The organism is Candidatus Chlamydia sanziniae (assembly GCF_001653975.1).
Taxonomy (GTDB): Bacteria; Chlamydiota; Chlamydiia; order Chlamydiales; family Chlamydiaceae; genus Chlamydia; species Chlamydia sanziniae.
Genome location: NZ_CP014639.1, coordinates 12,208 through 37,195, shown reverse-complemented (window position 1 = coordinate 37,195; position 24,988 = coordinate 12,208). Strand labels below are relative to the sequence as shown.

Sequence of the window (24,988 nt, the reverse complement as noted above, 5' to 3'; positions counted from 1 at the left end):
TAAGGAAGAGAGAAATCAGGAGATGAAAAATGGCACGTACGCGTTATGTTTTGGGAAATTGGAAAATGCATAAAACCGCTCAAGATGCTAAAACTTACCTGTCTGTATTTTCTTCATTGCTGAAAGAAGATCCTGTGTCTTGTACGGTCGGTATTCTCCCGCCGTATACTGCTTTAAGTATTTGTGCTGAGGAAATCGCCAAAGAGCGTTCTTCTCTTTTACTGGGAGCACAAAACGTCTATTCAGCAACTTCAGGAGCATTTACAGGAGAAATTTCTTTGCCCATGTTGAAGGAATGGCATGTAGATCTAGTCTTGTTGGGCCACTCAGAACGTCGTCATATCTTTTTTGAAAATGATGCTTTTATTGCTGCTAAAGTTGAAGCTACAGTGCAAACAAATCTTTTGCCTGTCCTCTGTATTGGGGAGAGCTTAGACGTACGGGAACGGGGAAAAACAGAAGCCGTATTGCAAGAACAACTCCTCTTAGGGTTGGAGCGTGTATCTAACAATACAGAGATCGTGATTGCCTATGAGCCTGTATGGGCCATTGGCACGGGCAAGGTAGCTTTAGCCACTGATGTGCAACGCGTCCATGTTTTCTGCCGCCAAGTTTTGGCACGTAAGTTTTCTCAAAATGAAGCCGAACGGATCTCTATTCTTTATGGTGGATCAGTAAAAGCTGAAAATGCTCAGAGCTTGGGAGCGTGTCCCGATGTAGATGGACTGTTAGTAGGCGGTGCTTCCTTAGACCCACAACAATTTTTTCATGTCGCTAAAAATTTTTGTTTTTAAGAAAATGTTTAATGACTTAGCTAGCCTAAGCTAACTTCAGGATTTGTCCCCAGGGAAGAGAGAAGCGTAATCCTCATAAGATTCTCTCTTCTATTGAGGGTCTAACTGTTCATATTCCTTCTGCTAATGTACTTTCTGAAAAAAAACCTTGAAACACAGATTCTTTTTGGGAACCCCCTAGGTTTTTCTTTATCCTTTCCCAGATTTTTTGCTTTGAGTATATGTAAAGATAATAAAATTTCTAAAAGTAACCCAGCTGTTGTTTTTCTCGTACGACGATTTTTCACATAGTCAATAATTGGATTTTGTAAGAGAATGATAGGCAAATGCGTAGCTAGGAGTGATGGACTTTCTTAATGGACTTATGGAAGGCAAATCTAAAGCCCTAAAGGAATATGCAAACTGTATAGTAATTAAAATAACAACAGAATGTATGTCATTCTAATGAGTGTTTTAAGTGAGGGGAGTACTATGACGATTTTGTTTTACACATTTCTATTCATTTTTCTTCTCTTATGTGGAATTCTTTGTGGCCTAATCTTAATACAAGAAAGTAAGAGCATGGGACTAGGCTCGTCGTTTGGCGTTGATTCGGGAGATTCTGTATTTGGTGTTTCTACTCCAGATATATTGAAAAAAATCACTTCGTGGTGTGCTGTAGCTTTTTGTCTTGGTTGCTTACTTCTTTCATTTTCCACCTCCCTTTTAGGAAAAAAATTAGACGCTACAGAGTTTTCTCTAAACGTTAGTGACGGCGATGTTCTTCAGACTTCTGCACAGGAAACAGTTGTAGAGCAAGAAAACTAGTTACCACTCTGAATTCTCTCATACTTACACTATTGTATAAATAATTTTTGCTTAGTTTGATTTAAGATGTAGATGCATAGAATTGTGTTGTGAGTGTTTTTTTAAAAAATTACGAAGATAACAAATAGAATGAATTTTTTTATTTATTATGTTTGACAAGTATATTATTGCCTTTGACAAGGGATATGTGCGAAAATATAAAATTCGTAGAAAAGGAAATCGACTTATATGCCCGGTATATCTTCGGGATTATAATGATGTAAGCGTTTGCAAAACTCATGATTAGACGATTAGAATACTATGGTAGCCCTATTTTAAGACAAAAGGCCGCTTTGATTCCAGAAATCACAGGAGATATTCAGGATCTTGCTCGTGATATGTATGAGACGATGTTGGCACATAAAGGTGTAGGGTTGGCAGCTCCACAAGTAGGAAGAAGCTTAAGCTTATTTGTCATGTGTGTGGAAGGAGAAACAGAAGAAGGGGAATTAATATTTTCTAAATTTCCAAAAGTGTTTATCAATCCTGTATTGTCTAAGTTTGCGGAACAACTCGTCCTAGGTAAAGAAGGGTGCCTTTCTATTCCCGGATTGCGAGGGGAGGTTGTTCGCCCTGCTCAAGTTACCGTTACCGCTATGAACCTTACAGGACAAATGTTTACAGAGACCTTAGAGGGTTTCCCTGCACGTATCGTTATGCATGAAACAGATCATCTTCATGGCATACTTTATATTGATCGTATGGAAGAACCTAAAGATCCAAAAAAATTTAAAACTTTTTTAGAAAAAATTAAACGTCGTTATAATACCCACCTCGATAAAAGTAGTTTGGTCTCCTAGTGCTTGCCTAAAGTCACTATTTTTATATTTTGCTCTGGGAAAATGGGGGTGCTATTTATGAAATTTCTTAGATTTATCCAGTTTTAAAAAGAAGAAAAAGCGATTGTCCGCTTCACGTCGTTCGTAGACAGTATAAAGCTGCCAGTGTTCCAAAATTTTCGTACCAAGAATCATTTGGTATTCTAAATAATTCGGAGTATGTGAGCGATGCCAGCCATACCGTAAGGAAAGGTAATAACTCCAACACGGATGAGGACGAATAAATAATTTTCCAAGAATAAGATTTCTGCGATCTGATAATGAAGAGTTGAGGAGTTCTTTCAAAGGACGACTCACATCCAAAATAAAGTTGTTTCTATCACACTTAATTAAGCTATATTTGCTTCTATGGAGAGCTTCCAAAGTCATGGCAAGATGATCATTATTAATCCATTGCCAACGGACATTTAGGTGATCCCAACAATGTGTTTTCCATATCCATTCTACATCTGCAGATAGAGTATTTTTCTTCCCTAAGGGAAGGATCATCTTGCCTGCTGTTTTAGGAAAGGTCTCTTTAGTTGTAGTGTTGTTGAAAATATAGGTAGTCCAAAGTTTCGCAAATATTTGAGATTGTGAGAGCATAACCCTGCTGAATATTGATGAGTTCACACCCACTTGTAGAAGATGTAAAGAATGAAAGGCATCTTGAAGAGAGAAGATGTAATGTTCATGATTTTTAATAAGAGGACGGGTGGTTGTCATAAAGGAGATAAAGGGCTCTATAACATGATGCTTTTGTAGGTAAGTTTTATGTGCGGAGAAACGGTAGTCAAGCTTGAGTTTACCCGAGGCTTGGTAGTGATTTGAAGTATCTTGAGGAACATGGCTATAATAAATTATCGATCCAGAGAGTGTAGGAGTTAAGGTGCCTAGAGGGAGCTTAAAAGTCCTATAAATTTTTGGAGAAGTTGCTGCTCGTAAGGAAAAAAAATTTTCTCCTGAAATACGATTGCTAAAAGCAAAATTCAAATACCCGCATTCTAAAAGATTTTCAAAATAGATTCCTGTATTGCAAAGATGGAGAGGATATTGCTTGAGGATAAGATAAGGAAATTCTTGATTTACATTTTGAAAAGAGTTGACTTGTAAAGAAGATCTTAGACTTCCTTCGAAATATTTATCCCTCCAGGTAAAGACTACACGAGTAGGACCCGTATTCTTTAGTGCAAAATTATTAGGGAAAATATCTGCAATAGTTTCCCAGCTATCGCTCAGGTGGTAAGTGCCAGCGAAGTTGGCATGCTTGTAAGTAAAGGAGAAATCTCCATGCAGGCGATAACGGTCATGAGCTTCTGCCATATCGATAGCAAGTCTATGGGCATAGTAGCTCTTTATGTTGAAAATATTCTTAGGAGCGTGTTTTTGCGAGATGTGCATGTTGTACCCCATGCCAATGCCGTGTTTGAAAAAGCTATCTAAGAAGAAAGTAGAAGAAAAATATTTTTTTGAGATTGGAGAATAGCTGATCCCTAAATAAGAGCCAAGAAATCCCCCTGTTCCCCCGCGGAAATTTATAGGCGGCTTGGGGATTTCCATGGGCATGATTGAAAACGGAGGCAAGCAAAGTATCGGGACATGACATATTTTCAATGTGGTTTTGCCTATAGAAAGCAAGCCATCTGACGAGTACTTTAAGTAGTCCCCAGAAAGGCAAAGATCTTTTTTTTGCCCCTCCGAAGTGGAAATATAACCTTTACGGATAAGGATGGTTTCAGGAGTTAAGGTAATCATAGAACCTCCTAAAAACCATGGATAAATCGCAAAACGCCCATTAGTAAGGAGACACGAGTCGTTGTCTTCGTAGTATTCTAGATAATCACAGACGAGTGTTTTCCCTCGATAATTTACCATCACATTTCCATGGGCGATGATCTTGACCCCACGCTCTTTGGCACTCTCTACATAGGCTTTATTTGCTTGAATCCTTAGATTACTATGAACATTCACTACACCATCTTCTATGGTTAATATCCCTGTCATTCCTTTGAAATGGCTCAGATAAGAGTTTTTTTTCTTCTCAGCTTCTTTATAAGTCAAAGCATCTAGGGGCAGAGATGTAAAAAGAAAGGCAAAAAGAAAAAAAGCGGGGAGATAACATTTCATATACAAGTGTTCTGTTTACTCCACGATTTTCATGAGCAATCCTGCTAAGATAGGAAAGTTTTTCACATGCCCCTGGGTCATAAGCTGCACTAATAGACGAATATCGTCGGAAGATTTAGAAGCTACAAGAGCTTCTAAAATATCCAACATTAATTTCGCTCGACTTTCAGGAGCTATTTGATAGCGAAGATAAGAAGTATAGGGACGAGGGCTTTGCTCTTCAGTATCGATAAATAATAGTGTTTCCTGAATTAAATATTGTGCATAACGGTGCAACGATAGTTTTTTCCCCGGGTCTTTAGTGAGATTATATAGAGCAAGATCTGCGTAAGCACGAATTACAGGCTCTCCAGGAAGACTCGCTGCCTTGGAAAGTAGTGCAATAGCTTCATGATTCGAGGTATGACTCAAAAAAGAAATAGCTGTGGCTGCCAGCTGTGTTTTCTGACTTGCTAAAAGTTTATAAATACAAGGTAGATAGGCTTCTTTAGGAAGACGAAATAAGAAAGCAAGAATTTGCTCCTCAATCGCTTGATAGGTAGCAAGAACTTTTGCCCTTTCCATAGGATTGTGTGGCAAAACGGTGGGGACGCACTTCCAACTTTGTAAAGCACGTCCTTTAGAAAAGGTAGGCATTAAAGCTGTGCTATAATGTGGCTCTATCAGCCAAGCAGTAATATACTCTAAAAGTTGCGGATGGTCACTGCCTGTTTCCAACAAGGCTAACGCAGCATTTAATTTAGCTTCACTGTTTTCTGTTTTTAGAAATATAGGAAGTATAATTGGGATCCCCACCTCAGGAGACAGTTGTCGGATGGCATACAGGGCACGTGGACGCTCTTCTCGAGCCTGTACTTCTAGTAGAGAAAGAGCATCTTCTTCCTTGCCTAGGGCTATTAAAGCTTGTGCTGCAGCCAGTGCAACATCTGGGTCTGCTTTCTGGAGTTGTTTTTTTATTGCATAGTAGCTTTGACCATCGTTTAGTTTCCCTAAGGCATAAAGAGCAGCCTCCTGATCTTGCGGGGATGTACTTGTTAATAGGTTGCGTAGGGTAGTAAGAAAGCGCTTTTGTTGGTATTCTCCAATGAGTACTGCTGTCGTACTTCGAATAGTACTTTTAGTTGAAGATAAAAGTTGGCGAATATAAGTATCAGACTCTTCAGTTTCAAGGCGAAGAAAAATAGCTGCCGATAAGCATTGAATTTCTTCGGGAAGCTGATAAATAAAAGCACGAAGATAGTCAATAACTTTAGTATTTTTTAATCCTGCAAGGCGGTAAGCAGCTTCCAAACGAATTATAGGATAAGGAGAAGCAAGAGCTTTAAAAAGCAATTCGTCAGAAGTTTTACTTAAATGTGCAGATACTGCAGAAAGAACTAGCAGCTGCTGCAATGGGTCTGAAGTTTCCATAGCTTCTGTAAGAATATCTAAAGCTTCTGAAGATCCTACCAACCCCGCTCCAATAATCGTACTTTTCCTGATATAAGGATCTGAAGAGCGTAATCCTTGTTTTAAACAATCTTCCGCAATTTTTCTTAAGATAAAAAAATCATGGTCACAGTAAGTATCCAAAGCTTGGATGTAATGACTCAATGCTTCCTGAGGAGATTGTGTGCTAGTATAAAGAATTTTATGACTTACAGACTCAGGGAAATTTCCTAGCAATGCTAAAGGAAAAATAAAAAATAATAATTCAAAAAAGATTAGATAACGTAACTCCATAAATCAATGTTAAACCCCAGCAGCAAGTGTTTCAGTGTTTGAATCGGAAGTCCTTGAACATTATAAGAACATCCATCAATCTTCTGCACTATTAAAGCACCTTTACGTCGAATATCGTAAGCACCACATGTATTTAAAGTGCCTGCAGCCTCAATATAGGCTTCTAGGTAGTCATCTGGAATGTTTGTTAAGGAGACCAAAGAAACTTCAGAACCCGTAAGAACTTTTTGGTTTTGAAGTACCGCAAGACTACTCACTATGGAATGTGTTTGATTCCTAAGAATCTTCAGCATGTCTATAGCTTCTTGTTTGTCTTTAGGTTTATTGAAAACACGTCCTTGATAGACTACAATAGTGTCTGCAGTGACTATCAAAGCTTCAGGATCTTCTATCTGGTGGGCGACAGCAAAAGCTTTGTATAAAGCAAGTTTTTGTGTGTACACAGTGGGGTGATCGTGACAATCCATTTGTCTTTCATCAAATTGCGGAGAAACAGTGGTAAAAGATAACCCCAAGTCTTCTAAAATAACTTTTCTTCCTGGAGAAGAAGATCCTAAAACAAACGGTAATGGCATGGATCCCCAAAAAATGTATACTTGCTATTTTAACACTACATTTAAGTCAATTGTCGATGACTCGTAGTATATTCTGCTAAAGTTCCGTCAAAGAATACGATTTTATCCTTTTCAAAAATGAGCAGTTTCATAGCACAATCTTGGATAAGACCTCTATCATGAGAAACAAAAATTGCCGTGCCTTTATAATCATTGATTGCCCAGGATAAAGCAGAGACGGACTCTAAGTCTAAGTGGTTATTCGCTTCGTCAAGAATAAGAACATTGTGATTTTCCAACATCATCCCTGCCATAAGCAAACGTGCGGTTTCTCCCCCAGATAATGCGTGAATCTGTTTAAATGCGTCATCCCCACCAAAAAGCATTTTCCCAAGTACACTACGAATTTCTTGATCATTGATCCCTGTTTTGCGATTGCGTAACCATTCAAATAAAGTTTCATGACCACAGCTTGCTAGGACATCTCCGTGATTCTGTGGAAAATATGAACATACAGCTTGATGCCCTAATTTTATCAATCCAGAAGAAGGTTCCTCAACTTCTGCAAGTAATTTCATGAAAGTACTTTTCCCTAAGCCGTTATTTCCAATAATGCCAAGCTTATCTCCTTGGTAGATTTCAAGAGAAAATGGCCGAATCACTTCATTATCATCATAGTTTTTTACAATCTCCTCTAAGGAAAAAACTACTTTACCTGAAGATTGATCCGAAATAGGAAAGCGAATATACGGACGCTGAATATTAGACTTTTTCAACTCTTGAGGTTGGAGTTTCCTAATTTCTCTTAGTCGCGATTGCACTTGGCTAGCGCGGGATCCTGCTCCAAACTTAGCTACAAAGTCTTTGAGTTGAGTAATTTTCTTTTCCTTAGATTTAATATCTGCTTTCTCTTGTTCTCGAGAAGCAGTTTTCATCTCTATCATCGCATCATAATTTCCAGGATAAATGATAATTGTATCGTAATCAATATCTGCAATATGTGAGGTGATGGTGTTTAGGAAATGACGGTCGTGACTCACCACGATTACAGTTCCATTATAACTCTTTAAAAAATTAGCTAGCCAATTGATGGAATATAGATCAAGATGGTTCGTAGGTTCATCAAGAAGGAGAGCTTCTGGATGACCAAAAAGTGCTTGACATAAGAGAACACGAAATTGCAAATCTATAGGAATTGTCTGCATTTTCTTATCAAAAAGTTCAGAAGAAATACCAATTCCTGTTAGAAGTTCTTCAGCTTCTGAATCGGCACGATAACCATTTTCTTCGCCAATTACCTCTTCAATTTCTGCGAGCTGCATGCCAATTTCATCAGTAAACTCTTCACAATAAAGCATATCACGATGTTGTAAAGCCTCCCAAAGTCGAGAGTTTCCCATGATCACGCAATCTGAAACAGTGATATCACGAAAACTATCGATATTTTGACGCAGAATTCCCACTTTTTTAGGTAGCGAAATAGAACCTTTTGTTGCCTCTACTGTCCCCATAATGATTTTTAACAGTGTAGACTTGCCTGCGCCATTAGGACCTGTCAAACCATAGCAGTTCCCAGGATTGAAAACTACAGACACATCATCGAATAAAATACGAGTGCCTAAAGATTTGCCAATTTTATCTAATACAATGCTCATGGCATCTAGCATAGCAAAGTACTTCTTAGAGCACAAGAGCTTTGCCTTGTTCTATTAAGCATGAGGGTGGGATTCTCGATGTGTTTGTTTTTTCAATTTTATAGAGACTTGAGTATAAATCGTGGTGGTTTCTAAAGAACTATGGCCAAGAATCGCTTGGATTGTCTTTAAATCCATACCGTTTTCTAACCAATGCGTTGCTATCGTATGGCGAATCGTATGAGGAGTAATGCGACCTGAAAGTCCAGACTTGCGTAAATATTCCTGGAATTTTCTATCAATAGAGCGTGGAGTTAAACGCTTACCAAACCGATTAAGAAAGAGAGATTGGGTTTTTTGTTCTATCGCAGCCCTTTCAGGATGACTCAGGTAAGTCTGTATCCATTGAGCCGCATGCGGGGTAATCGGAATGATACGTTCTTTTTTCCCTTTCCCCCGCACGCGAATAAGGTTTGAGGAAAAGTCTATATCCCACTTGTTAATAGCAACAATCTCACTGATTCTAAGCCCAGAACTATAAAAGAGCTCTAAAAGACAGCGATCGCGTAATCCGGTATATTTGGAGAGATTGGGAATGGCCATTAGAACTTCAATTTGCGCATAAGTCAGAGGAGAAGGAATTTCTTTGGGCAGACGTGGTCCCTGAATGTTGCGCGCAGGGTCTTCTAAGAGGAGTTTGTGTGTTCTACAGTACTGTGCAAAACTTTTAATCACAGAAAGACTACGTTTAATTGTGCGCTTTGCTTTGCCAGTATCTATAAGTTCTAAAACATACAGACGTAAATGATCTTTTGTGAACAGCGTAAAAGGGAGGTCTCCTTGCTTGCGTTGTATGCGTGATAGGGTTATTGGGGGTAAAGTGGAGAGGTTTCCTTTCTTTTCTAAAAAATTTTTTAGTTTATTCAGATCTATACAGTAATTTCTTAACGTATGGGGAGAGGCAGATTTGATGTTTTGTAGGTAATCTAAAAAAGAATAGATAGCGGCAATCATGGCTCACTCCTTTTTCCTGGAAGTATCTCGCCCAGGTTATTTAATGAGAAGGGTATTTTTCGGAAAAGGGTAGCGACAGCATTCCTCAGCTATAGCAACATTAGGGAAAATTGTTGAAGCTTCTAAAAAAAAATCTTTGAGGTTAAGATAACGTGCAGAGAAATGGGTGAGAATAAGCTGATAAGCATTGGCATTTTTTGCTATTTCTGCTGCTTGCTTTGCAGTCATATGAAAATGACTTTTAGCAAGATGGCAATGCTCTTCAAGGTAGGTACTTTCACAGAGCAGGATACGAGCATTTTTTGCAAGATCTATAGCGGCTTGGCAAGGCAGTGTATCCGCAATGACAGTAATGCTGTCTCCGGGCCGAATATAGCTGACTTCGTTGAGTTGCGTTGTCTTACCATCTATACAGATCTTTCCTCTTTTAATGAGATCTTGCATCTTGAGACCCTGAATACCACGGGCTTGAAGTTCTTTAGGCAGAAATTTTAAAGTATCAGGCTCTGTGATTCTCCACCCCAGCGTATCCACCTGATGTTGCAATCGCTCTGCTTCAATACGAAAATTACCAAAATCTTCAATAATACCGTTCTTATCTACAGGATGCTCAATCACTTTAATTGTTTCATGGTAGATAGTCCCATAGCGTAAACGATCAAAATACTTTTTCCCAGAAGCAGGATAATAACAATGAATTGGATGAGCAATTTTATCTAGGTTGAGTCGCATAAGCATGGAACCTAACCCTAAACAATGATCCCCATGGAAATGGCTAATAAAAATTCGTGTTACTGCTGTAGGAGCAATATTTGCAAAGATAAATTGCCTTTGTGTTCCCTCTCCAGGATCAAAGAGGAGGCCTTCATTATTCCATCGAAATAAATACGCACCCTGATTTCGTGTTCGGGTGGGCTGTTGGCTGGAAGAGCCTAAAACAATCAATTCTCTAGAACTCATGAGGATTTACTATAAGTAAAGCTATAGAATAAACCAACTTGAGCAATATACTCCATTAGAACTTTTCAGCTGCGCCTTTCATTAAGAAAAACGAGACCAGATCTGACTAATAGAATTGCATAGTTCTGAGAGTCGTCGAGCTTATCTACTACCACCATCGCCCACGTCGTGGTGATAAGGATTGTTTTTCTGGGGTTGGAGAGGATGAGCGTGAGCTAAGCAAAGAATCATCACTGTGAATTTCTTCCTCATTCTTTGAGGGTGTTTGCGGGCGTGGCACAGATTGTTTGTGCCTACTTCTTGAAGACTTACCCGAAGATTCGGAGGAAGACGAGCTCAACCTCTTTGTCGTTTTCGTTGGCTTTTCTCCACCAGTACTTGTCTCTATAGCCGTATGTGAGTGTGTACGACGGGTTTTCTTACGCGAAGAGAATAAATGGCCGAGAGTATTTCCATTTTGAGAAGACTTAGGTATAGACTCTATAGAAGTATATTTGGCTACAATATAATAAAAACAAGGGGTTAGGCATAATCCAACGATTAGGAGTGCTAAACTGATTAGACCTATAAGTAGACCAGGCACAATAAAGAAAATAGTGGTTATGAAACCAACTATTGTGAGCATAAGGAGGGTGAGCATGGTAATTATATAAGCAATAGTGCAACGTTTTATTGTGAGATTGGGCTCTTCAACCTTTTTTTCTCGGCTAAACAGTTTTTTAGCAAAGCCCGTTGTATTAGCAATTAAGTTAGAACCAAAATTGGAAAGATTAGGAAGGAAAGACATAAGGTAAAGCGGTTGTTTAGAAAGATAAAGATAAGAAAACGTAGCTTACAAACTTTGATATCATTTGTAAATATACAGACTTTTTTTCGATATCTGAAATGACAACAAGGATGAAATAATCCCTTTATAACAGCACTTAGAGTGTCAAGTTATTTGCATTGGAGGAAAGCAACTTTGAAAACATGATCGTAATGCGATACAAAGTGTATTTTGAGTCCTTTTTTTAAGTAACTGGGAAGTTCATCATAATCGCGACGGTTATCTTCAGGAAAAATAAGAATGTTTAACCGGGATCTACGCGCGGCAATAAGCTTTTCTCTAATGCCTCCCACGCCTAATACTCGGCCCGTTAGCGTAATCTCTCCTGTCATTCCTAGATTATTGACTACAGGCGTTTCTAAAAGTAAAGAGAGCAAAGATGTTACCATAGTGATCCCTGCAGAGGGCCCATCTTTAGGGGTTGCTCCTTCCGGAATATGAATGTGCACTTGTGATTTAGGAAAGAATGGATAGCCTGGAGCATATCGAGTTAAAGCACTATGGAGATATGTCCAAGCAATCTGTGATGACTCTTTCATGACATCTCCTGCCTGACCCGTAAGATGCATGTCTGTTTTTGTTGAAGACACTTGAACACTTTCTATATATAAAGTTGCACCTCCTAGGGAAGTCCAAGCAAGGCCGGTAGCCACACCTATAGGAGTATCTTCATAAAAGCGATCACTAGAAAATATAGGCTTACCTAGGTAGTCCTGTAAGTTTCTTACCGAAATTTTAAACTGTGCAGTTTTAGATTTTATCTTTTCCTGATTCTGAACAATTTTTAAAGCAACTTTTCTTAAGACTTTCTTGATATTTCCATTTAAAGTACGTACTCCAGCTTCGCGTGCATAATTATTGATGATATGCTTTAAAGCTTCAGATTGAAACATAACCTGTTGTGCCGTTAACCCCATTTCTTTACGAGCTTTAGGAACAAGGTACTTTATGGCTATTTGTAATTTTTCTTCTAAAATATAACCAGAAAGACGAAGGATTTCCATGCGGTCCAAAAGAGGATCTGGAATGGTATCCAAGACATTTGCTGTGAGAATGAATAACACACTAGATAAATCTACGCGTACGTCAAGGTAGTGATCAAGGAAATCTTTGTTTTGCTCAGGATCCAAAACTTCTAAAAGAGCGGAAGCGGGATCCCCATGGTAACTCGCACCAATTTTATCTACCTCATCAATCATGATCACAGGATTCATAGCTTGACTTTGTTTAAGAGCTTGGACCATCTTTCCTGGCATAGCTCCGATGTAGGTACGACGGTGTCCTTTAATTTCAGCTTCATCCCGCATGCCTCCTACTGAAAAACGGAAAAATTTCCTATGTAGAACTTTAGCAATACTACGCCCAATACTTGTTTTTCCCACACCTGGAGGGCCGACAAGACAGATAATACTGCCTTTTAATCCCTTAGAAAGTTTCCCTACACTGATAAGCTCTAAAATACGCTGTTTAATTTCTTCCAGACCATAATGATCTTTATTGAGAATGAGTTCAGCTTTTTTTAAGTTATGATATTCCTTACTTTGAATTCCCCAGGGAACAATCGTAAGCCAATCTAAATAATTGCGGCATACTGTATATTCAGCAGAAGAAGTCTCTAAAGTTTGTAGTTTTTCTATTTCGTCATGAATCACTTCCATTGCATAGTTGGGAACATGACGTTTTTTCAGCCTTTCAGTAAATTTTTCTATATCAATCGCGCGGTCTTCTTTTTCTAAACCCAGCTCTTTTTTAATCGTCTTTAATTGCTCTTTTAAAAAAAATTCTTTCTGACTTTTTGTAATTGTCGCTTCGATTTTCTGATTAATGCTGCTTTGTAGGCGACTTAAATCTAACTCTTTCTTAAGCAGGATCAGCGCTTTATCAATGCGATCATGCATATTTGTAGTTTCTAAAACCTCTTGAAGTTCTTCTCGCGTTGCTGTTGTTAGAGCTACTGAAAAATCTGCGAGCTTTCCCGGCTCAGTAAAATCAGAATGACCAAGGAATATTTGCAGTTCTTCTTTGAATAATGGGTTGAGCTTTAGAAGATCTTTAATCACGGAAACAATGCTAATGGAATAGGCTTTGAGCTCTTCAGTCAGCTCTTTGTTATCAGCATGATAGGAGACACGCGCCTTTAAGTATTTGTCTTTTACAGGATCTATAATGCGAATACGCTCTTCAATACTGAGAAGGACTTGAGCACTCCCTCCTTCAATAGGCATAATGCGTAAAATACGCGCGGCTACCCCAACACAATACAATTGGTGAAACCCTATTTTTAAAATATCAGCATTTTCTTTTTTAGTGAGAATAAGCCCAATGTATTTCTGCGAAGATTTTGCTAGAACTTTTAAAACTTCATAATAAGGACCAGATTCTATAAGGATAGGAGCTGCCATTCCTGGGAAAAAGGGTCGTTTATTTAATGGAAGAATGAATAATTCCGAAGGAAGCGCTCGATCATTCGATTTTTCTTCAACCTCGTCTTCCGATTCATCTAAAAGTTTTTCTACCTCTTCTGAATTAGGATCTAAGGTAGGAGAATCGGTATTTATTGTAGAGTCCACAAGTGTCCTTATAAATCAAATACGTTATATCCATGCCCATTCTATGTTTTCATTTGGGCAAGAGAGAAGCAATTTCTTTAAAGATATCATATTTCGCTATACTACAAAATAAACGAAATTAGCACATATACACAACTTTTCACAAAATAGCTAGAAGCGATTACAGATTAGAAAAGACACATGTTTAACGCAAATCGTCTTTTCGTATTTTTAGAAAAACTTCTCAAATGTTTTGCAAAGAAAATTTTATAGAGTCCGGATAATTCAATAGTTGTATTTATCTTTACCTAAGGATTGCTTTGGAGACGCAGGTTATAGAAAAGCTCACAGATTGAAGTACCAAAATATGAGAGAATTTTATGTCCCTGTTCTTTAATGCGACATCTCATTTTTTTTCAATCTGAAGAAAGGACCAAGAAGTGTCTCTTCCTTTATTCCTAATGACTGCATTTTCCCCTAATTAAAAAGAAATTGTTGCTTACTCTAGTTGCGTAGCATTTCACAGAATTTTGTTTTTTCCCTTGATAGAGAAGAAGTTAGTTGATTTTTTTGAAAAGTAGCTATGGAAACATATGTTTCCATTAACTTCTTGTTAAAAAATAGAGTTTTGTTTTGATTAAAAGTTTTTTGGTGGGTATAGTTTATTTTTTTGTTTTCTAAACTCAATTTATGTACTTCTATAAGTATATTGTCATAGATACTTCAGGTTACCAGCCGTTTTTGGCTTGTATAGATAGTCATGCAGTACTTCAATATTGGTCCTTACCCTTAGGACCCGATCTTGGTCCTGTTCTAGAGTTTCTTTTTCAAAATCATGCCTTGCCTTTTCAAGGCATTGCTGTTGCTTTAGGACCTGGCAATTTTTCAGCTACACGTATAGGACTTTCTTTTGCTCAGGGCTTAGCTATGGCACACAAAGTACCTTTACTAGGTTATAGTTCCCTTGAAGGTTACCTTTCTCCTGGAGATCAGGGAAAGGCATTGATGCTCCCTTTAGGGAAGCGCGGAGGTGTATTAACTTTAAGTTCGGATCTTTCTGAAGATGGATTTGTTCAGAAAAAAAAAGGCGTCGGTCCAGGGACACTTCTTTCATATTCGGAAGCTTCAGAACATTGCTTAGTTCATGGCTATTATCATGTGATTTCTCCAAATCCCCAGCTTTTTATAAAGAGTTTTTCAAAAAAAATCTCTATAGAAAAAGTATCACCTTCTATAGAAAAAATTCGGCAATATATCATTTCCCAATACATATATCTAGAATGTAACAAGCAACTCTTGCCCGATTACCGCAGTTACTCATGTTTTTTTTAATCTTTCTGTAAAAAGCATGAGACGCGTTGTATTTAACTTCAACTAACTCTTGAAGCCTATTAGTGATGGTGATACAATCAAATCTCTTCTAAGAACATAGTAAAGGATTGCTATGTAGAAGATCAAATTATCGTTATTTATTACGTAACAAGGTGGCACATGCCCAGTGTTAAAGTTCGAGTCGGGGAGCCAGTAGACCGAGCTCTGCGAATCTTAAAAAAGAAAATAGATAAAGAAGGAATTTTAAAAGCTGCTAAATCACATCGATTTTACGATAAACCTTCGATCAAAAAACGTGCCAAGTCTAAAGCTGCTGCCAAATATCGTGGTCGTTAATTGAAAGTGTCGCTTAGTTAGTAGTGTTTAATTTATGGATTATTATTCAGTTCTAGGTGTTTCTAAAACCGCCTCTTCAGAGGAAATTAAAAAAGCTTATCGTAAATTAGCTGTTAAATATCATCCAGATAAAAATCCTGGAGATGCTGATGCCGAACGTCATTTTAAAGAAGTATCGGAGGCTTACGAAGTATTGAGCAATCCTCAAAAGCGTGAGTCTTATGATCGCTTTGGTAAAGACGGTCCTTTTGCCGGTGCTGGCGGCTTTGGTGGCGCCAATATGGGGAATATGGAAGATGCGTTACGTACTTTTATGGGCGCTTTTGGTGGAGAATTTAGTGGGGGGAGCTTTTTCGACGGCCTTTTTGGAGGTCTTGGCGAGGCCTTTGGGATGCGGGCTGATCCCACGGGGGCTCGTCAGGGATCAAGTAAGAAGGTGCACATTACCCTGACGTTTGAAGAAGCTGCTCTTGGGGTAGAAAAAGAGCTCGTTGTTTCAGGATATAAGACTTGTGAAACTTGTTCCGGTAAGGGAACAGCCAGTTCTCAAGGTATAAAATATTGTGAGCGTTGTAAAGGTTCTGGACAAGTTGTTCAAAGTCGTGGCTTTTTTTCTATGGCGTCTACTTGTCCGGATTGCGGAGGGGAAGGAAGGATAATAACAGATCCCTGCCCTTCTTGTCGTGGTCAAGGAAGAATCAAAGATAAGCATAATGTTCATGTTCATATTCCTTCGGGAGTAGATTCTGGGATGCGCTTAAAAATGGAAGGTTATGGAGATGCAGGACAAAATGGAGCTCCCGCAGGTGACCTCTATGTCTTTATTGAAGTAGAACCGCATCCTGTTTTTGAACGTCGTGGAGATGATTTAATTTTGGATTTACCAATAGGCTTTGTAGATGCTGCCTTAGGGATGAAGAAAGAGATCCCCACGTTACTTAAACAAGAAGGAACATGTCGTCTTACAATTCCTGAAGGAATCCAAAGTGGGACCATTTTAAAGGTAAGAAATCAAGGGTTCCCCAATGTTCATGGAAAAAATCGTGGTGATCTTCTTGTTCGAGTGTCTGTGGAAACCCCACAGCATTTGTCTGAGGATCAAAAGGAACTTTTGCGTAGTTTTTCTGCTACAGAAAAAGTAGAAAATTTTCCCAAAAAACGAGGCTTTTTAGATAAAATCAAAGGTTTTTTTTCTGACTTCGCTGTATAGAGGGAAAAGTATATCCTTCATTAAGGGCAAGCTATGAGATTACTACAACGTGAAGTCACCTCTTCTATAGGAGAGATTTTCAAGTTAGTCTGGGTCTTAAGATTTGCTGAAAGTAAGATGCTTCTTCTTTCGAGGCAAAGCGATTCCGGAGGTACTTTTCAACTTTCTTGTGCGGGTCATGAGCTTGCCGGTGTTCTTGCTGGAAAGAGTTTGATTCCAGGAAAAGATTGGTCTTTTCCTTATTATCGAGATCAAGGATTCCCCATAGGTTTGGGCTGTGATCTTTCTGAAATTTTCGCTTCTTTTCTTGCTCGAGTGACTCCGAATCATTCTTCAGCTAGGATGATGCCTTATCATTATTCACATAAAAAGTTACGTATTTGTTGTCAGTCTAGTGTAGTGGGGACGCAATTTTTACAAGCTGCAGGACGTGCTTGGGCAGTGAAAAATATACGTTCTCAGGAAATAGTGTATGTTTCCGGTGGAGATGGAGCTACCTCTCAAGGTGAATTTCATGAGATGTTGAATTTTGTCGCTCTACACCAGCTTCCTCTCGTCACTGTAATACAAAATAATCGGTGGGCGATTTCCGTCCCATTCGAGGAACAATGTGGGGTTGATCTTCTTCGTTTGGGGGAATGTTATCAAGGCCTTGCTGTTTATGAAGTAGATGGCGGAGACTATGCAACACTTCAACATACCTTTTCTATAGCTATTGAGCGAGCACGTCAGAGTTTTGTCCCTGCATTGATTCTGATTGATGTTGTGCGTTTAGGACCTCACAGTAATTCAGATAACCATGAAAAATATCGCTCAAAGTTAGAGCTACAGACGTGTAATGAAAAGGACCCCCTATTGCGTTTAGAAAGAGAACTAATAGAGAATTATGGTTTTTCTACTGCGGAGATAGCGGCAATTAAAGCTGAGGCTCAAGAGGAGGTTTCCCAAGCTTATACACTTGCTGAGGCCTTTCCCTTTCCCTGTAAAGGAACAACAAGTCATGAAGTGTTCTCCCCCCACACGCTTTCGTTAATAGATTACGAGTCTTCTCATGAAGCACAGCATTTACGTGTTAGCGAGCCCAAAGTGATGCGTGATGCTATTACAGAGGCCTTGGTAGAGGAGATGACTTGTGATTCAGGAGTTATTGTTTTTGGTGAGGATGTCGCGGGAGACAAGGGAGGCGTCTTTGGTATCACTCGAAATTTTACAAAACAATTTGGGCCTTCGCGTTGTTTTAATTCTCCTTTAGCAGAAGCTACCATTATAGGTACCGCCATAGGCATGGCTCTTGATGGTATTCATAAACCTGTTGTAGAAATCCAATTCGCTGACTATATTTGGCCAGGGATAAATCAGTTATTTTCTGAAGCCTCAAGCATATATTATCGTTCTGCTGGAGAATGGGAGGTTCCCTTGGTCATACGTGCTCCATCAGGAGGGTACATTCAGGGAGGGCCTTATCATTCTCAGAATATAGAAGGATTCCTTGCTCATTGTCCAGGGATCAAAATAGCCTATCCTTCAAATGCTGCAGACGCTAAAGCCTTATTAAAAGCTGCCATTCGAGATCCTAATCCTGTAGTGTTTTTAGAACATAAAGCTTTATACCAACGGCGTATATTTAGTGCCCGCCCTGTGTTTTGTGGAGACTATATTCTACCTTTTGGACAAGCTGCTATTGTGCATCCTGGGACAGATTTGACTGTAGTTTCTTGGGGAATGCCTCTAGTCCTGAGTTTCGAAGTCGTCCAGGAGCTCAAACTTGATGGCATTTCTGTGGAAATTATAGATCTACGTACGATAGTTCCTTGTGATTTTGCTACAGTATTCAAGTCTGTGGAAAAAACAGGCAGACTCTTAGTCATTCACGAAGCTTCAGAGTTCTGTGGGTTTGGTGGCGAGCTTGTTGCTACGGTTGCAGAGCAGGCTTATATGCATTTAGATGCTCCGATTCGTCGTCTCGGGGGGCTTCACGCTCCCGTTCCTTATTCTAAGATCTTGGAAAACGAGGTCCTTCCACAAAAAGATCAAATTGCCCAGGCAATAAAAAACCTTGCTGAATTTTAATTTTTTTTTAAATTCAAACGTTGAGGGATCTCTCGCTGGTGATTTGATGTAGTAATTATTTAAAAGAAATGTCCTCTATTCTATTTCAGTGTTTGGATTAACTGGTTTTTTTGTGTTTCCAGATGTGAACCCATAGAAAACGTAATCTACCTACATTTATAGAATAAAAGTAGAAGTATAGCGAGGATCAGCTGGACAAGTTTGATAAGTGTGCAGCAAATTATGATTACGGTAATCAGAATAAGAAAAGGAAGTGTAATTATAGGAATTGCGATGAAAGATAAGACAACGAGTATTCCTAAGCCGATATCCATTATTGCTGTAGAAATATTAGTCATAATATTGTTCCTACTGGGCTTCTTGTTTTTCTGAGTATTATTCAGAAGTTCGCCATGAGGAGAATAAGCATGGTGGACAATGTAAGGCATAGAAAGACCTAGCGCATTTTTAACGTGTATAAAAATAGAAAATACATGGCAATAGTATAATTACTTTTTAGTGTTTATAATTATTCTAAAGGGCGATTATAAGGTTTTTCAGTATCAATAAGAACTAAGGGCTAGCCCTGATGACAGCGCAATTACAGCTAAGAAAAGCTGTCCTTAACATTGTAGGGCACACCTATATGTGGAAAAACGCAATTTACTTGTCCTGCGATTATGTCATCGTCATAACATAATATCAATAGACTCAACACAAGAATAAGTAATTACTATCGTCTCAGAAGAGAGTGTTAATAAACATTTGGTTTTGCAATAGGAATGTAGATGTATCTCTGCTTTGTTGTATGGCTAAGACAAGAATCTACAGTACTTTTTTAATTGGGGTGAATGCATCTGTTGTAGGGATTTCTGCTCATGTACCTGGCTTATATCTTTTAGTTGTCTTATGAAATTTTTGGAAGTAGCGCATGAAGCGATGGAGTAAATAGAGTACAGAACTAAAAGACAATTGTTGACTTCAGGGCTTGAGCTTGTATTCTGTAGAAAGTTTTTCTTTCATACAACGAATTGTAGTATAGGGAAGTCTTGTATTTAGGTGTTATATTATTAAAACGGGCTAGGGAATTTAGTTAGGCTCTTCTGAGTATGGAGGCGGAGGGGTACTAGGACGCGGTAGACATTGTGAGTATGGAGGCGGAGGGGTATTGGGATATAGAGGTGGAGGATTATTGGAATGATGTGGGTTGTGTGTATGTGGAGGCGGAGAAAGAGGAAGCTGGAGACTATCGCGCCTTATACATTTGTCAAAAACAAAGTTCACACAAGCCTTAATTAATACGTGCATTAACACGAAAGTGAGTAAGCCTGCAATACTAGCAGCGAGTGCAATGGGTATACCAACAAGACCTAGAGTGCTAACTAGGGCTTGGCATACGAGAATAAATATTAAGACAGAAAACGCAATCGATAAAAGGAAAAGTCCAGAATCTATAGCAAAAATTTTCAAGTTGCAACATGAAGTGCGTTGTGAAGAATAGCTAGCAGGTGGGGAGGAAGAGGGAGGAGGGATCGAAGGCAGCATAATAAAAACCTTAAGGTTTTTGATTTAAGGTAGTATAAAAATAAATTTTATATCTGTCGAGATTTTTTATTATTTTACTATAACGCTATTTTAATAAGCTTAGCTTATTGTGGATATAGGTTTTCAGTAAAATAATTTACTTTATCTGAATAAGAAATCCCAGAAAATGAGGATTTAGTAAATGCGAGGCCTAAAAAGAATAGCACTGAGGAGATGAGGGTGAGTTGCCAGGGAGATACTGGAGGAAAGGATACGGATACTAAGAGGTTGGGTCTGGACATCCAGGGGTTTGAAATTACCCAGGAAATTACACGGTGGGTAAGCGGAGCTAGAGAAGGGAAAATCACCGTCGTTAGAATTAAAGCAATCGTAGGTAGCATGATCAGGGGAAAAATAAGGTTGTAGATAATGCCATCGAGAGGAAAACTTCTAAAAAAGTACATCAGAGGTAGCCACAGAAAGATTTGGGCAGATAGAGAAATAGCGAATATAGTCATTAGGTAGCGGATAAGATGGAGCCAGAATGGGGAGGCTATCAACAAGGCCCAGGGGGTATAAAAAAAGGTATGAAGAATAGGGAAAAAAAGAAGGATTCCCAGAGTGGCTAAAAAGCTAAGAGCAAACCCAGGAGAAAAAGGAGAAAAAAATAAGGAACAGAAGATAAAACCCAGCCCTAAGCGGTTCAGTCCTGAGCAAGTTCCCGAAGAATACGTAGAAAAGTACAAAAAGGAAAGGGCAATCCATGCGCGCCATACTGAAGGAGACGTGGGGAAAAGGAGAGTGAGCGAAGTAAGAATAACAAAACTTACGAAATTTTTTATTTTTATAGGAAAAAAAGAAAAGAAAACCCAAAAAATAGAGGAAAATAAGGAGAAATGCCATCCGGAAACAGCAAAAAGATGGGAGAGCCCTTTGTTTCTGAAAAGTTCTTGAAGGTCTTTTGGTAGGGGGGTACCGAGAAGCAAACTGGAAACAAATTTTCCTGTTTGTGAGGAGTCAAATAACGAAATTAAATAGTGGCTGGTTGTTTCTCGTAGTTTTTCTTTTGTAGTAATGAACTTGGATTTAGGAATTTCTTTATAGCAAGAATTAGACTTAAAAACATTTTGAGATGTATGATATAGCGTTCCTTGGAGATGATAAGTTTTTTTTGGTTCTAAATGGAGTGAGGATAGAATCTTGCAAGAAAGATGGCGTGTCTGTTTACCGCAGGGAGTGCTTAGATAAATAGCTTCGCCATAATAGGTTTTTCCCCATCCTTTATAACTGACCTTAAAAATTCCTGAGGCGGATCCTTCGTGTGAGAAAGGTGGTGAAGATATAAGTAAGGGAACGAGCCAACACAATCCTAAAGGGAACCACTGTTTAGGGTTGCGTGGAAGAAAAGGGTGTAGAAAAACGAGTATGAGAATACAGCAATCTGCATGAGTGCGCGCAAGTATTCCTGCCAACCAATATAAAGCGCATAAAAAAGTTGGATGTTTTTCTTGGAAATATTGGCATGTAATGCGTAGTTGGGTGAGCCACGAGCCTAGGGGGTAACAAGAGAAGAAAGATGAAAAATTTTGAAAATATTTTTGCATCCGATATTGTCTATTCTTGTCCTATAGAAATGTTTTCTTTAGAACAACTCCGTAAAGAAATGAGCTGGGAAGCAATAGCCCAGAAAGTGCCACGCTTACCCCGAGGTTGGTATGAATTGATGGGATTGTCCAAAAAAGATCGCATAGATTTATGCTTGGATTTTTGGTGTTCTATTTTAGGACTCGAGCATAGCGCATCGCCAGGTATTTGTCGTTTTTTTTCTTTATTAGAAACCTTGGAGGTGTATATTTTTCGCTTTGAACGAGGGAAAGGTCCTTACGATGTGAAGATGTTTTATTCATTTTGCGATGGTCGCTGTGGATTTCAAGGAGCTCCTCCTCTTGCTCAATCTGAAGGACGATGGTTTCCTCCTTTGGGAGACAGTTTGTACGAGCGTTTTTTTACTATCCATAATGGTTTTGGTAAGTGGGAAGATGAAGGCATTTTTCCTTATAGGTCTCTTGCTAGAGTGCAGCAGCAGTTGCGTCAGCAACTTGTCGAATTAAATAAAGTACGTTCTGAAGAAAATTGCTATTCTTTAGGGCTTTTCCCTTTTTATGGATATGAAGAGCCTTTCACTTATCAGTGTTTCCTTTTTGATCCTGAAATACGTAGGGACCTATCCTCTCCTAACTTATTCTTGGGGGAAGAAAGCCTGAAACATCGTAGTTTAGAAAATATTGAACTCCTCCATTTAACTGCTAGTCATTATCCTTCTTTCCTTTCTTGGTTAGAAAATTACTTACATAGTGAAGAGGTATATAATGAGTAAACCTTCTTCAGTCTATAAACGCAACAACCCTCTTCGAAATATGATATCTAAATCTAAAGAATACAGTGGAATCTGTCTGGTAAAAAATGCCTCAGGGATTCATGTACGTCCTGCTGGGGTTATTGTTAGGCTTTTTGAGGAGGAAGACTGTGAGGTGCGTTTTACTTATGCTGGGAAAACAGTGAATGCTAGAAGTATCATGAGTATACTCATGCTTGGAGCTCCCCAAGGAGGGAAAATCTTTGTCTCTGTGAAAGGGAACAATGCTTTGTGTGTTTTGGAGAAACTTCAGACTGCGTTTGAAACTGGCTTTGGAGAACTGTAAATGAATGGTTCGGTGTTTCCTCAAGACACAGGTGAAGAATGGCGTATTTTAGGAACAGCGATCGTTCCTGGAGTGGCTTTAGGCAAAGTTTTTTTTTTAGGAGCCTCTCCATTACATATTCGAGAGTTAACGTTGCCACAGGAAGAGGTGGAACATGAGATACACCGCTATTACAAGGCTTTGAATCGTTCAAAGTCTGATATTGTTGCTCTGGAGAAAGAAGTTACAGGAAAACAGGGACTCCACGAGGTCTCCTCTATTTTACAAGCACATTTGGAAATTATTAAAGATCCTCTGTTGACTGAGGAGGTTGTAAATACGATCCGTAAGGATCGTAAAAATGCAGAATATGTTTTTTCTCGTGTTATGGGGCAAATAGAAGAGTCTTTATCTGCAGTTCAGGGAATGTCTCCTGTTGTAGATCGCGTGCAAGATATCCATGATATCTCTAATAGAGTTATTGGTCATCTTTGTTGTCAGCATAAGAGCTCCTTGGGAGAGTCAGATCAAAATCTTATTGTTTTTGCTGAAGAACTTACCCCCTCTGAAGTGGCGAGTGCGAATCCTGCCTATATTCGCGGATTTGTTTCTTTAAGAGGAGCAGCAACATCACATACGGCTATTGTCTCTCGAGCAAAAAGTATTCCCTATTTAGCCAATGTTTCTGAAGAGCTATGGGGTCTTGCGAAAAAGTATAGTGGAAAACTCGTCCTTATCAATGGATTGGAAGGAGAACTTATTTTTAACCCTAAATCCAGGACGTTGCAAAACTGCTATCAAAAGAAAGTGTCTAAAGTTGTACAACCTTCTGTTAAATTGTCAGGCTTTGTATATACTTCAGTTTCTTCACAAGCGACAAGTCAGGAAGATTTAACCACATTGTTAGAGAATTTGCCTAAGACTCCTGTGGGGCTATTCCGTTCTGAATTTCTAGCCATTGCTTTAGGTCGTCTCCCTACGTTTCAAGAACAGGTTCAAGTATATAGGCAACTTGCTCGTCTTCCTGGGTTGCCTTCTGTGCTACGACTTTTTGATTTTGGAGAGGATAAGCCTTGCCCTAAAGGTAAGACTACAAAAGAACGGTCTGTTCGACATTTGTTGCAGAGTCCAGATATTCTTGAGGAACAACTTGAAGCTATTGTTGCTGCTTCAGTAACGGGTCCATTGAAAGTGCTGATTCCCGGCGTTGTCGATATTGCAGAGATTCTGGAGATCAAAGCACGATGGACTGCTATAGAGCGTGCGTCGCGTCTAAAACAGAACTCAAAAAATATCTATTGGGGAAGTATGATAGAGTTTCCCTCAGCAGTATGGATGATTGAAGAAATCCTTTCTGAGTGTGATTTTGTTTCGATAGGAACCAATGATCTCACACAGCATACCTTAGGAAACTCTCGAGAGGCTTTATCTCCTCCTTATCTTGATGTTGCTTTACCTCCAGCTGTCATTCGTATGATTCGTTATGTTGTACAGGCTGCAAAACAACAAGGCATTGCTGTAAGTATCTGCGGGGAAGCTGCAGGAGATCTGCACCTCGCTCCTTTCTTCGTGAGTTTGGGAGTTGAGGAGTTGTCAGTGGCGATGCCTTTGGTTCCAGAGCTACGTCAACATATAGCGTGTTTAGATAGGCACTATTGTGATGAGTTTGCCGAGCAGCTTCTACAAGCAAGAACATGTCAGGAAGTCCGAGCATTACTTGCTTAAAAGGACATTCCTGAACGCAGAGCAGACATCTCTTCATCCATCTTTTGTTTTGCTACTTGAAAAGCCGCACAGAAGAGATCCTCAATGATTTCTGGATCTTCAGGGTCAAGGCACGTAGGAGAAACTTTGACAGATACAATGTCGCATTTTCCGTTGATGATAATGGTAACAAGACCATTGCCTGCTTTGCCTTCATACCGTTTTTGCAGTAAAGAAGCTTCCATTTCTAAGAATTGTTGTTCCATGATTTTGGCTTCTTTTTTTTTCTTAGCATACCCGCTGCCCAT

At 39.1% G+C, this 24,988-nt stretch carries 22 protein-coding genes; 10 read left to right on the top strand and 12 right to left on the bottom strand.

The features are described from left to right. Nucleotides 1-29 precede the first annotated feature (29 nt). The 3 genes from tpiA to def all read left to right on the top strand — a co-directional run bounded on the left by tpiA (nt 30) and on the right by def (nt 2,440). Nucleotides 30-794, top strand: a complete 765-nt coding sequence (gene tpiA / locus Cs308_RS00175) for a triose-phosphate isomerase (protein WP_066481203.1) — start codon at nt 30-32, stop codon at nt 792-794. A gap of 471 nt (nt 795-1,265) precedes the next feature. After that, nucleotides 1,266-1,601: a preprotein translocase subunit SecG gene (gene secG, locus Cs308_RS00170; RefSeq protein ID WP_066481201.1), complete on the top strand. Its 336-nt coding sequence runs from the start codon at nt 1,266-1,268 to the stop codon at nt 1,599-1,601. Nucleotides 1,602-1,879: 278 nt separating this feature from the next. Continuing rightward, entirely contained in the window at nt 1,880-2,440 is a 561-nt protein-coding gene (gene def / locus Cs308_RS00165; protein ID WP_066481200.1) for a peptide deformylase, read from the top strand. A gap of 51 nt (nt 2,441-2,491) precedes the next feature. On the opposite strand, the gene Cs308_RS00160 is transcribed toward def, so the two are convergent. From Cs308_RS00160 to lon, 8 genes are all read right to left on the bottom strand, one after another. Continuing rightward, entirely contained in the window at nt 2,492-4,585 is a 2,094-nt protein-coding gene (locus Cs308_RS00160; RefSeq protein ID WP_066481191.1) for a CT351 family outer membrane beta-barrel protein, read from the bottom strand. Between the two features lie 15 nt (nt 4,586-4,600). After that, nucleotides 4,601-6,307 carry a HEAT repeat domain-containing protein gene (locus Cs308_RS00155; RefSeq protein WP_066481189.1) on the bottom strand — a complete coding sequence of 569 codons (1,707 nt, stop codon included), beginning with the start codon at nt 6,305-6,307 and terminating at the stop codon, nt 4,601-4,603. Continuing rightward, nucleotides 6,289-6,882, bottom strand: a complete 594-nt coding sequence (locus Cs308_RS00150) for a Maf family nucleotide pyrophosphatase (RefSeq protein ID WP_066481186.1) — start codon at nt 6,880-6,882, stop codon at nt 6,289-6,291. Before Cs308_RS00150 ends, Cs308_RS00155 begins: the two co-directional genes overlap by 19 nt. A gap of 41 nt (nt 6,883-6,923) precedes the next feature. Then, complete coding sequence (locus tag Cs308_RS00145) at nt 6,924-8,516, bottom strand: ABC-F family ATP-binding cassette domain-containing protein (RefSeq protein ID WP_066483289.1); 1,593 nt, start codon at nt 8,514-8,516, stop codon at nt 6,924-6,926. A 54-nt stretch (nt 8,517-8,570) separates the two neighbouring features. Beyond that, a complete protein-coding gene (locus tag Cs308_RS00140) occupies nt 8,571-9,509 on the bottom strand; it encodes a tyrosine recombinase XerC (protein WP_066481184.1) in 939 nt (312 codons plus the stop codon). Between the two features lie 36 nt (nt 9,510-9,545). Further along, nucleotides 9,546-10,469, bottom strand: coding sequence for a ribonuclease Z (locus tag Cs308_RS00135; RefSeq protein WP_066481178.1), 924 nt, complete (start codon nt 10,467-10,469; stop codon nt 9,546-9,548). A 148-nt stretch (nt 10,470-10,617) separates the two neighbouring features. After that, nucleotides 10,618-11,256, bottom strand: a complete 639-nt coding sequence (locus Cs308_RS00130; protein WP_066481176.1) for a hypothetical protein — start codon at nt 11,254-11,256, stop codon at nt 10,618-10,620. A 149-nt stretch (nt 11,257-11,405) separates the two neighbouring features. Then, entirely contained in the window at nt 11,406-13,865 is a 2,460-nt protein-coding gene (gene lon / locus Cs308_RS00125; protein WP_066481175.1) for an endopeptidase La, read from the bottom strand. Nucleotides 13,866-14,534: 669 nt separating this feature from the next. Between lon and Cs308_RS00120 the strand changes: the two genes are divergently transcribed. From Cs308_RS00120 to Cs308_RS00105, 4 genes are all read left to right on the top strand, one after another. Next, the gene (locus Cs308_RS00120) at nt 14,535-15,176 is read left to right on the top strand and encodes a tRNA threonylcarbamoyladenosine biosynthesis protein TsaB (RefSeq protein WP_066481174.1); all 642 of its coding nucleotides are present in this window, start codon (nt 14,535-14,537) and stop codon (nt 15,174-15,176) included. A 159-nt stretch (nt 15,177-15,335) separates the two neighbouring features. Then, nucleotides 15,336-15,512 carry a 30S ribosomal protein S21 gene (gene rpsU, locus Cs308_RS00115; protein ID WP_066481172.1) on the top strand — a complete coding sequence of 59 codons (177 nt, stop codon included), beginning with the start codon at nt 15,336-15,338 and terminating at the stop codon, nt 15,510-15,512. A 34-nt stretch (nt 15,513-15,546) separates the two neighbouring features. Continuing rightward, the gene (dnaJ, locus tag Cs308_RS00110) at nt 15,547-16,722 is read left to right on the top strand and encodes a molecular chaperone DnaJ (protein ID WP_066481167.1); all 1,176 of its coding nucleotides are present in this window, start codon (nt 15,547-15,549) and stop codon (nt 16,720-16,722) included. Between the two features lie 33 nt (nt 16,723-16,755). After that, complete coding sequence (locus Cs308_RS00105) at nt 16,756-18,792, top strand: alpha-ketoacid dehydrogenase subunit alpha/beta (protein ID WP_066481165.1); 2,037 nt, start codon at nt 16,756-16,758, stop codon at nt 18,790-18,792. A gap of 146 nt (nt 18,793-18,938) precedes the next feature. On the opposite strand, the gene Cs308_RS00100 is transcribed toward Cs308_RS00105, so the two are convergent. The 3 genes from Cs308_RS00100 to Cs308_RS00090 all read right to left on the bottom strand — a co-directional run bounded on the left by Cs308_RS00100 (nt 18,939) and on the right by Cs308_RS00090 (nt 21,899). After that, on the bottom strand, nt 18,939-19,220 hold the full coding sequence (locus tag Cs308_RS00100) for a hypothetical protein (protein WP_066481164.1): 282 nt from the start codon (nt 19,218-19,220) through the stop codon (nt 18,939-18,941). Between the two features lie 640 nt (nt 19,221-19,860). After that, nucleotides 19,861-20,316, bottom strand: a complete 456-nt coding sequence (locus Cs308_RS00095; protein WP_066481163.1) for a hypothetical protein — start codon at nt 20,314-20,316, stop codon at nt 19,861-19,863. Nucleotides 20,317-20,420: 104 nt separating this feature from the next. Further along, nucleotides 20,421-21,899, bottom strand: a complete 1,479-nt coding sequence (locus tag Cs308_RS00090) for a ComEC/Rec2 family competence protein (RefSeq protein ID WP_082904983.1) — start codon at nt 21,897-21,899, stop codon at nt 20,421-20,423. Between Cs308_RS00090 and Cs308_RS00085 the strand changes: the two genes are divergently transcribed. Genes Cs308_RS00085 through ptsP form a run of 3 tightly spaced genes read left to right on the top strand, consistent with a single transcriptional unit; the run spans nt 21,872 to nt 24,701 of the window. Further along, nucleotides 21,872-22,672, top strand: a complete 801-nt coding sequence (locus Cs308_RS00085) for a hypothetical protein (protein ID WP_066481162.1) — start codon at nt 21,872-21,874, stop codon at nt 22,670-22,672. The genes Cs308_RS00090 and Cs308_RS00085 overlap by 28 nt on opposite strands. Nucleotides 22,673-22,712: 40 nt before the next feature. Then, nucleotides 22,713-22,997 carry an HPr family phosphocarrier protein gene (locus tag Cs308_RS00080; RefSeq protein WP_231881975.1) on the top strand — a complete coding sequence of 95 codons (285 nt, stop codon included), beginning with the start codon at nt 22,713-22,715 and terminating at the stop codon, nt 22,995-22,997. Next, a complete protein-coding gene (gene ptsP, locus Cs308_RS00075; protein ID WP_066481152.1) occupies nt 22,998-24,701 on the top strand; it encodes a phosphoenolpyruvate--protein phosphotransferase in 1,704 nt (567 codons plus the stop codon). It begins immediately after the preceding gene. Here ptsP and Cs308_RS00070 read toward each other — a convergent pair. After that, on the bottom strand, nt 24,698-24,988 hold the full coding sequence (locus Cs308_RS00070; protein ID WP_066481144.1) for a YbaB/EbfC family nucleoid-associated protein: 291 nt from the start codon (nt 24,986-24,988) through the stop codon (nt 24,698-24,700). The genes ptsP and Cs308_RS00070 overlap by 4 nt on opposite strands.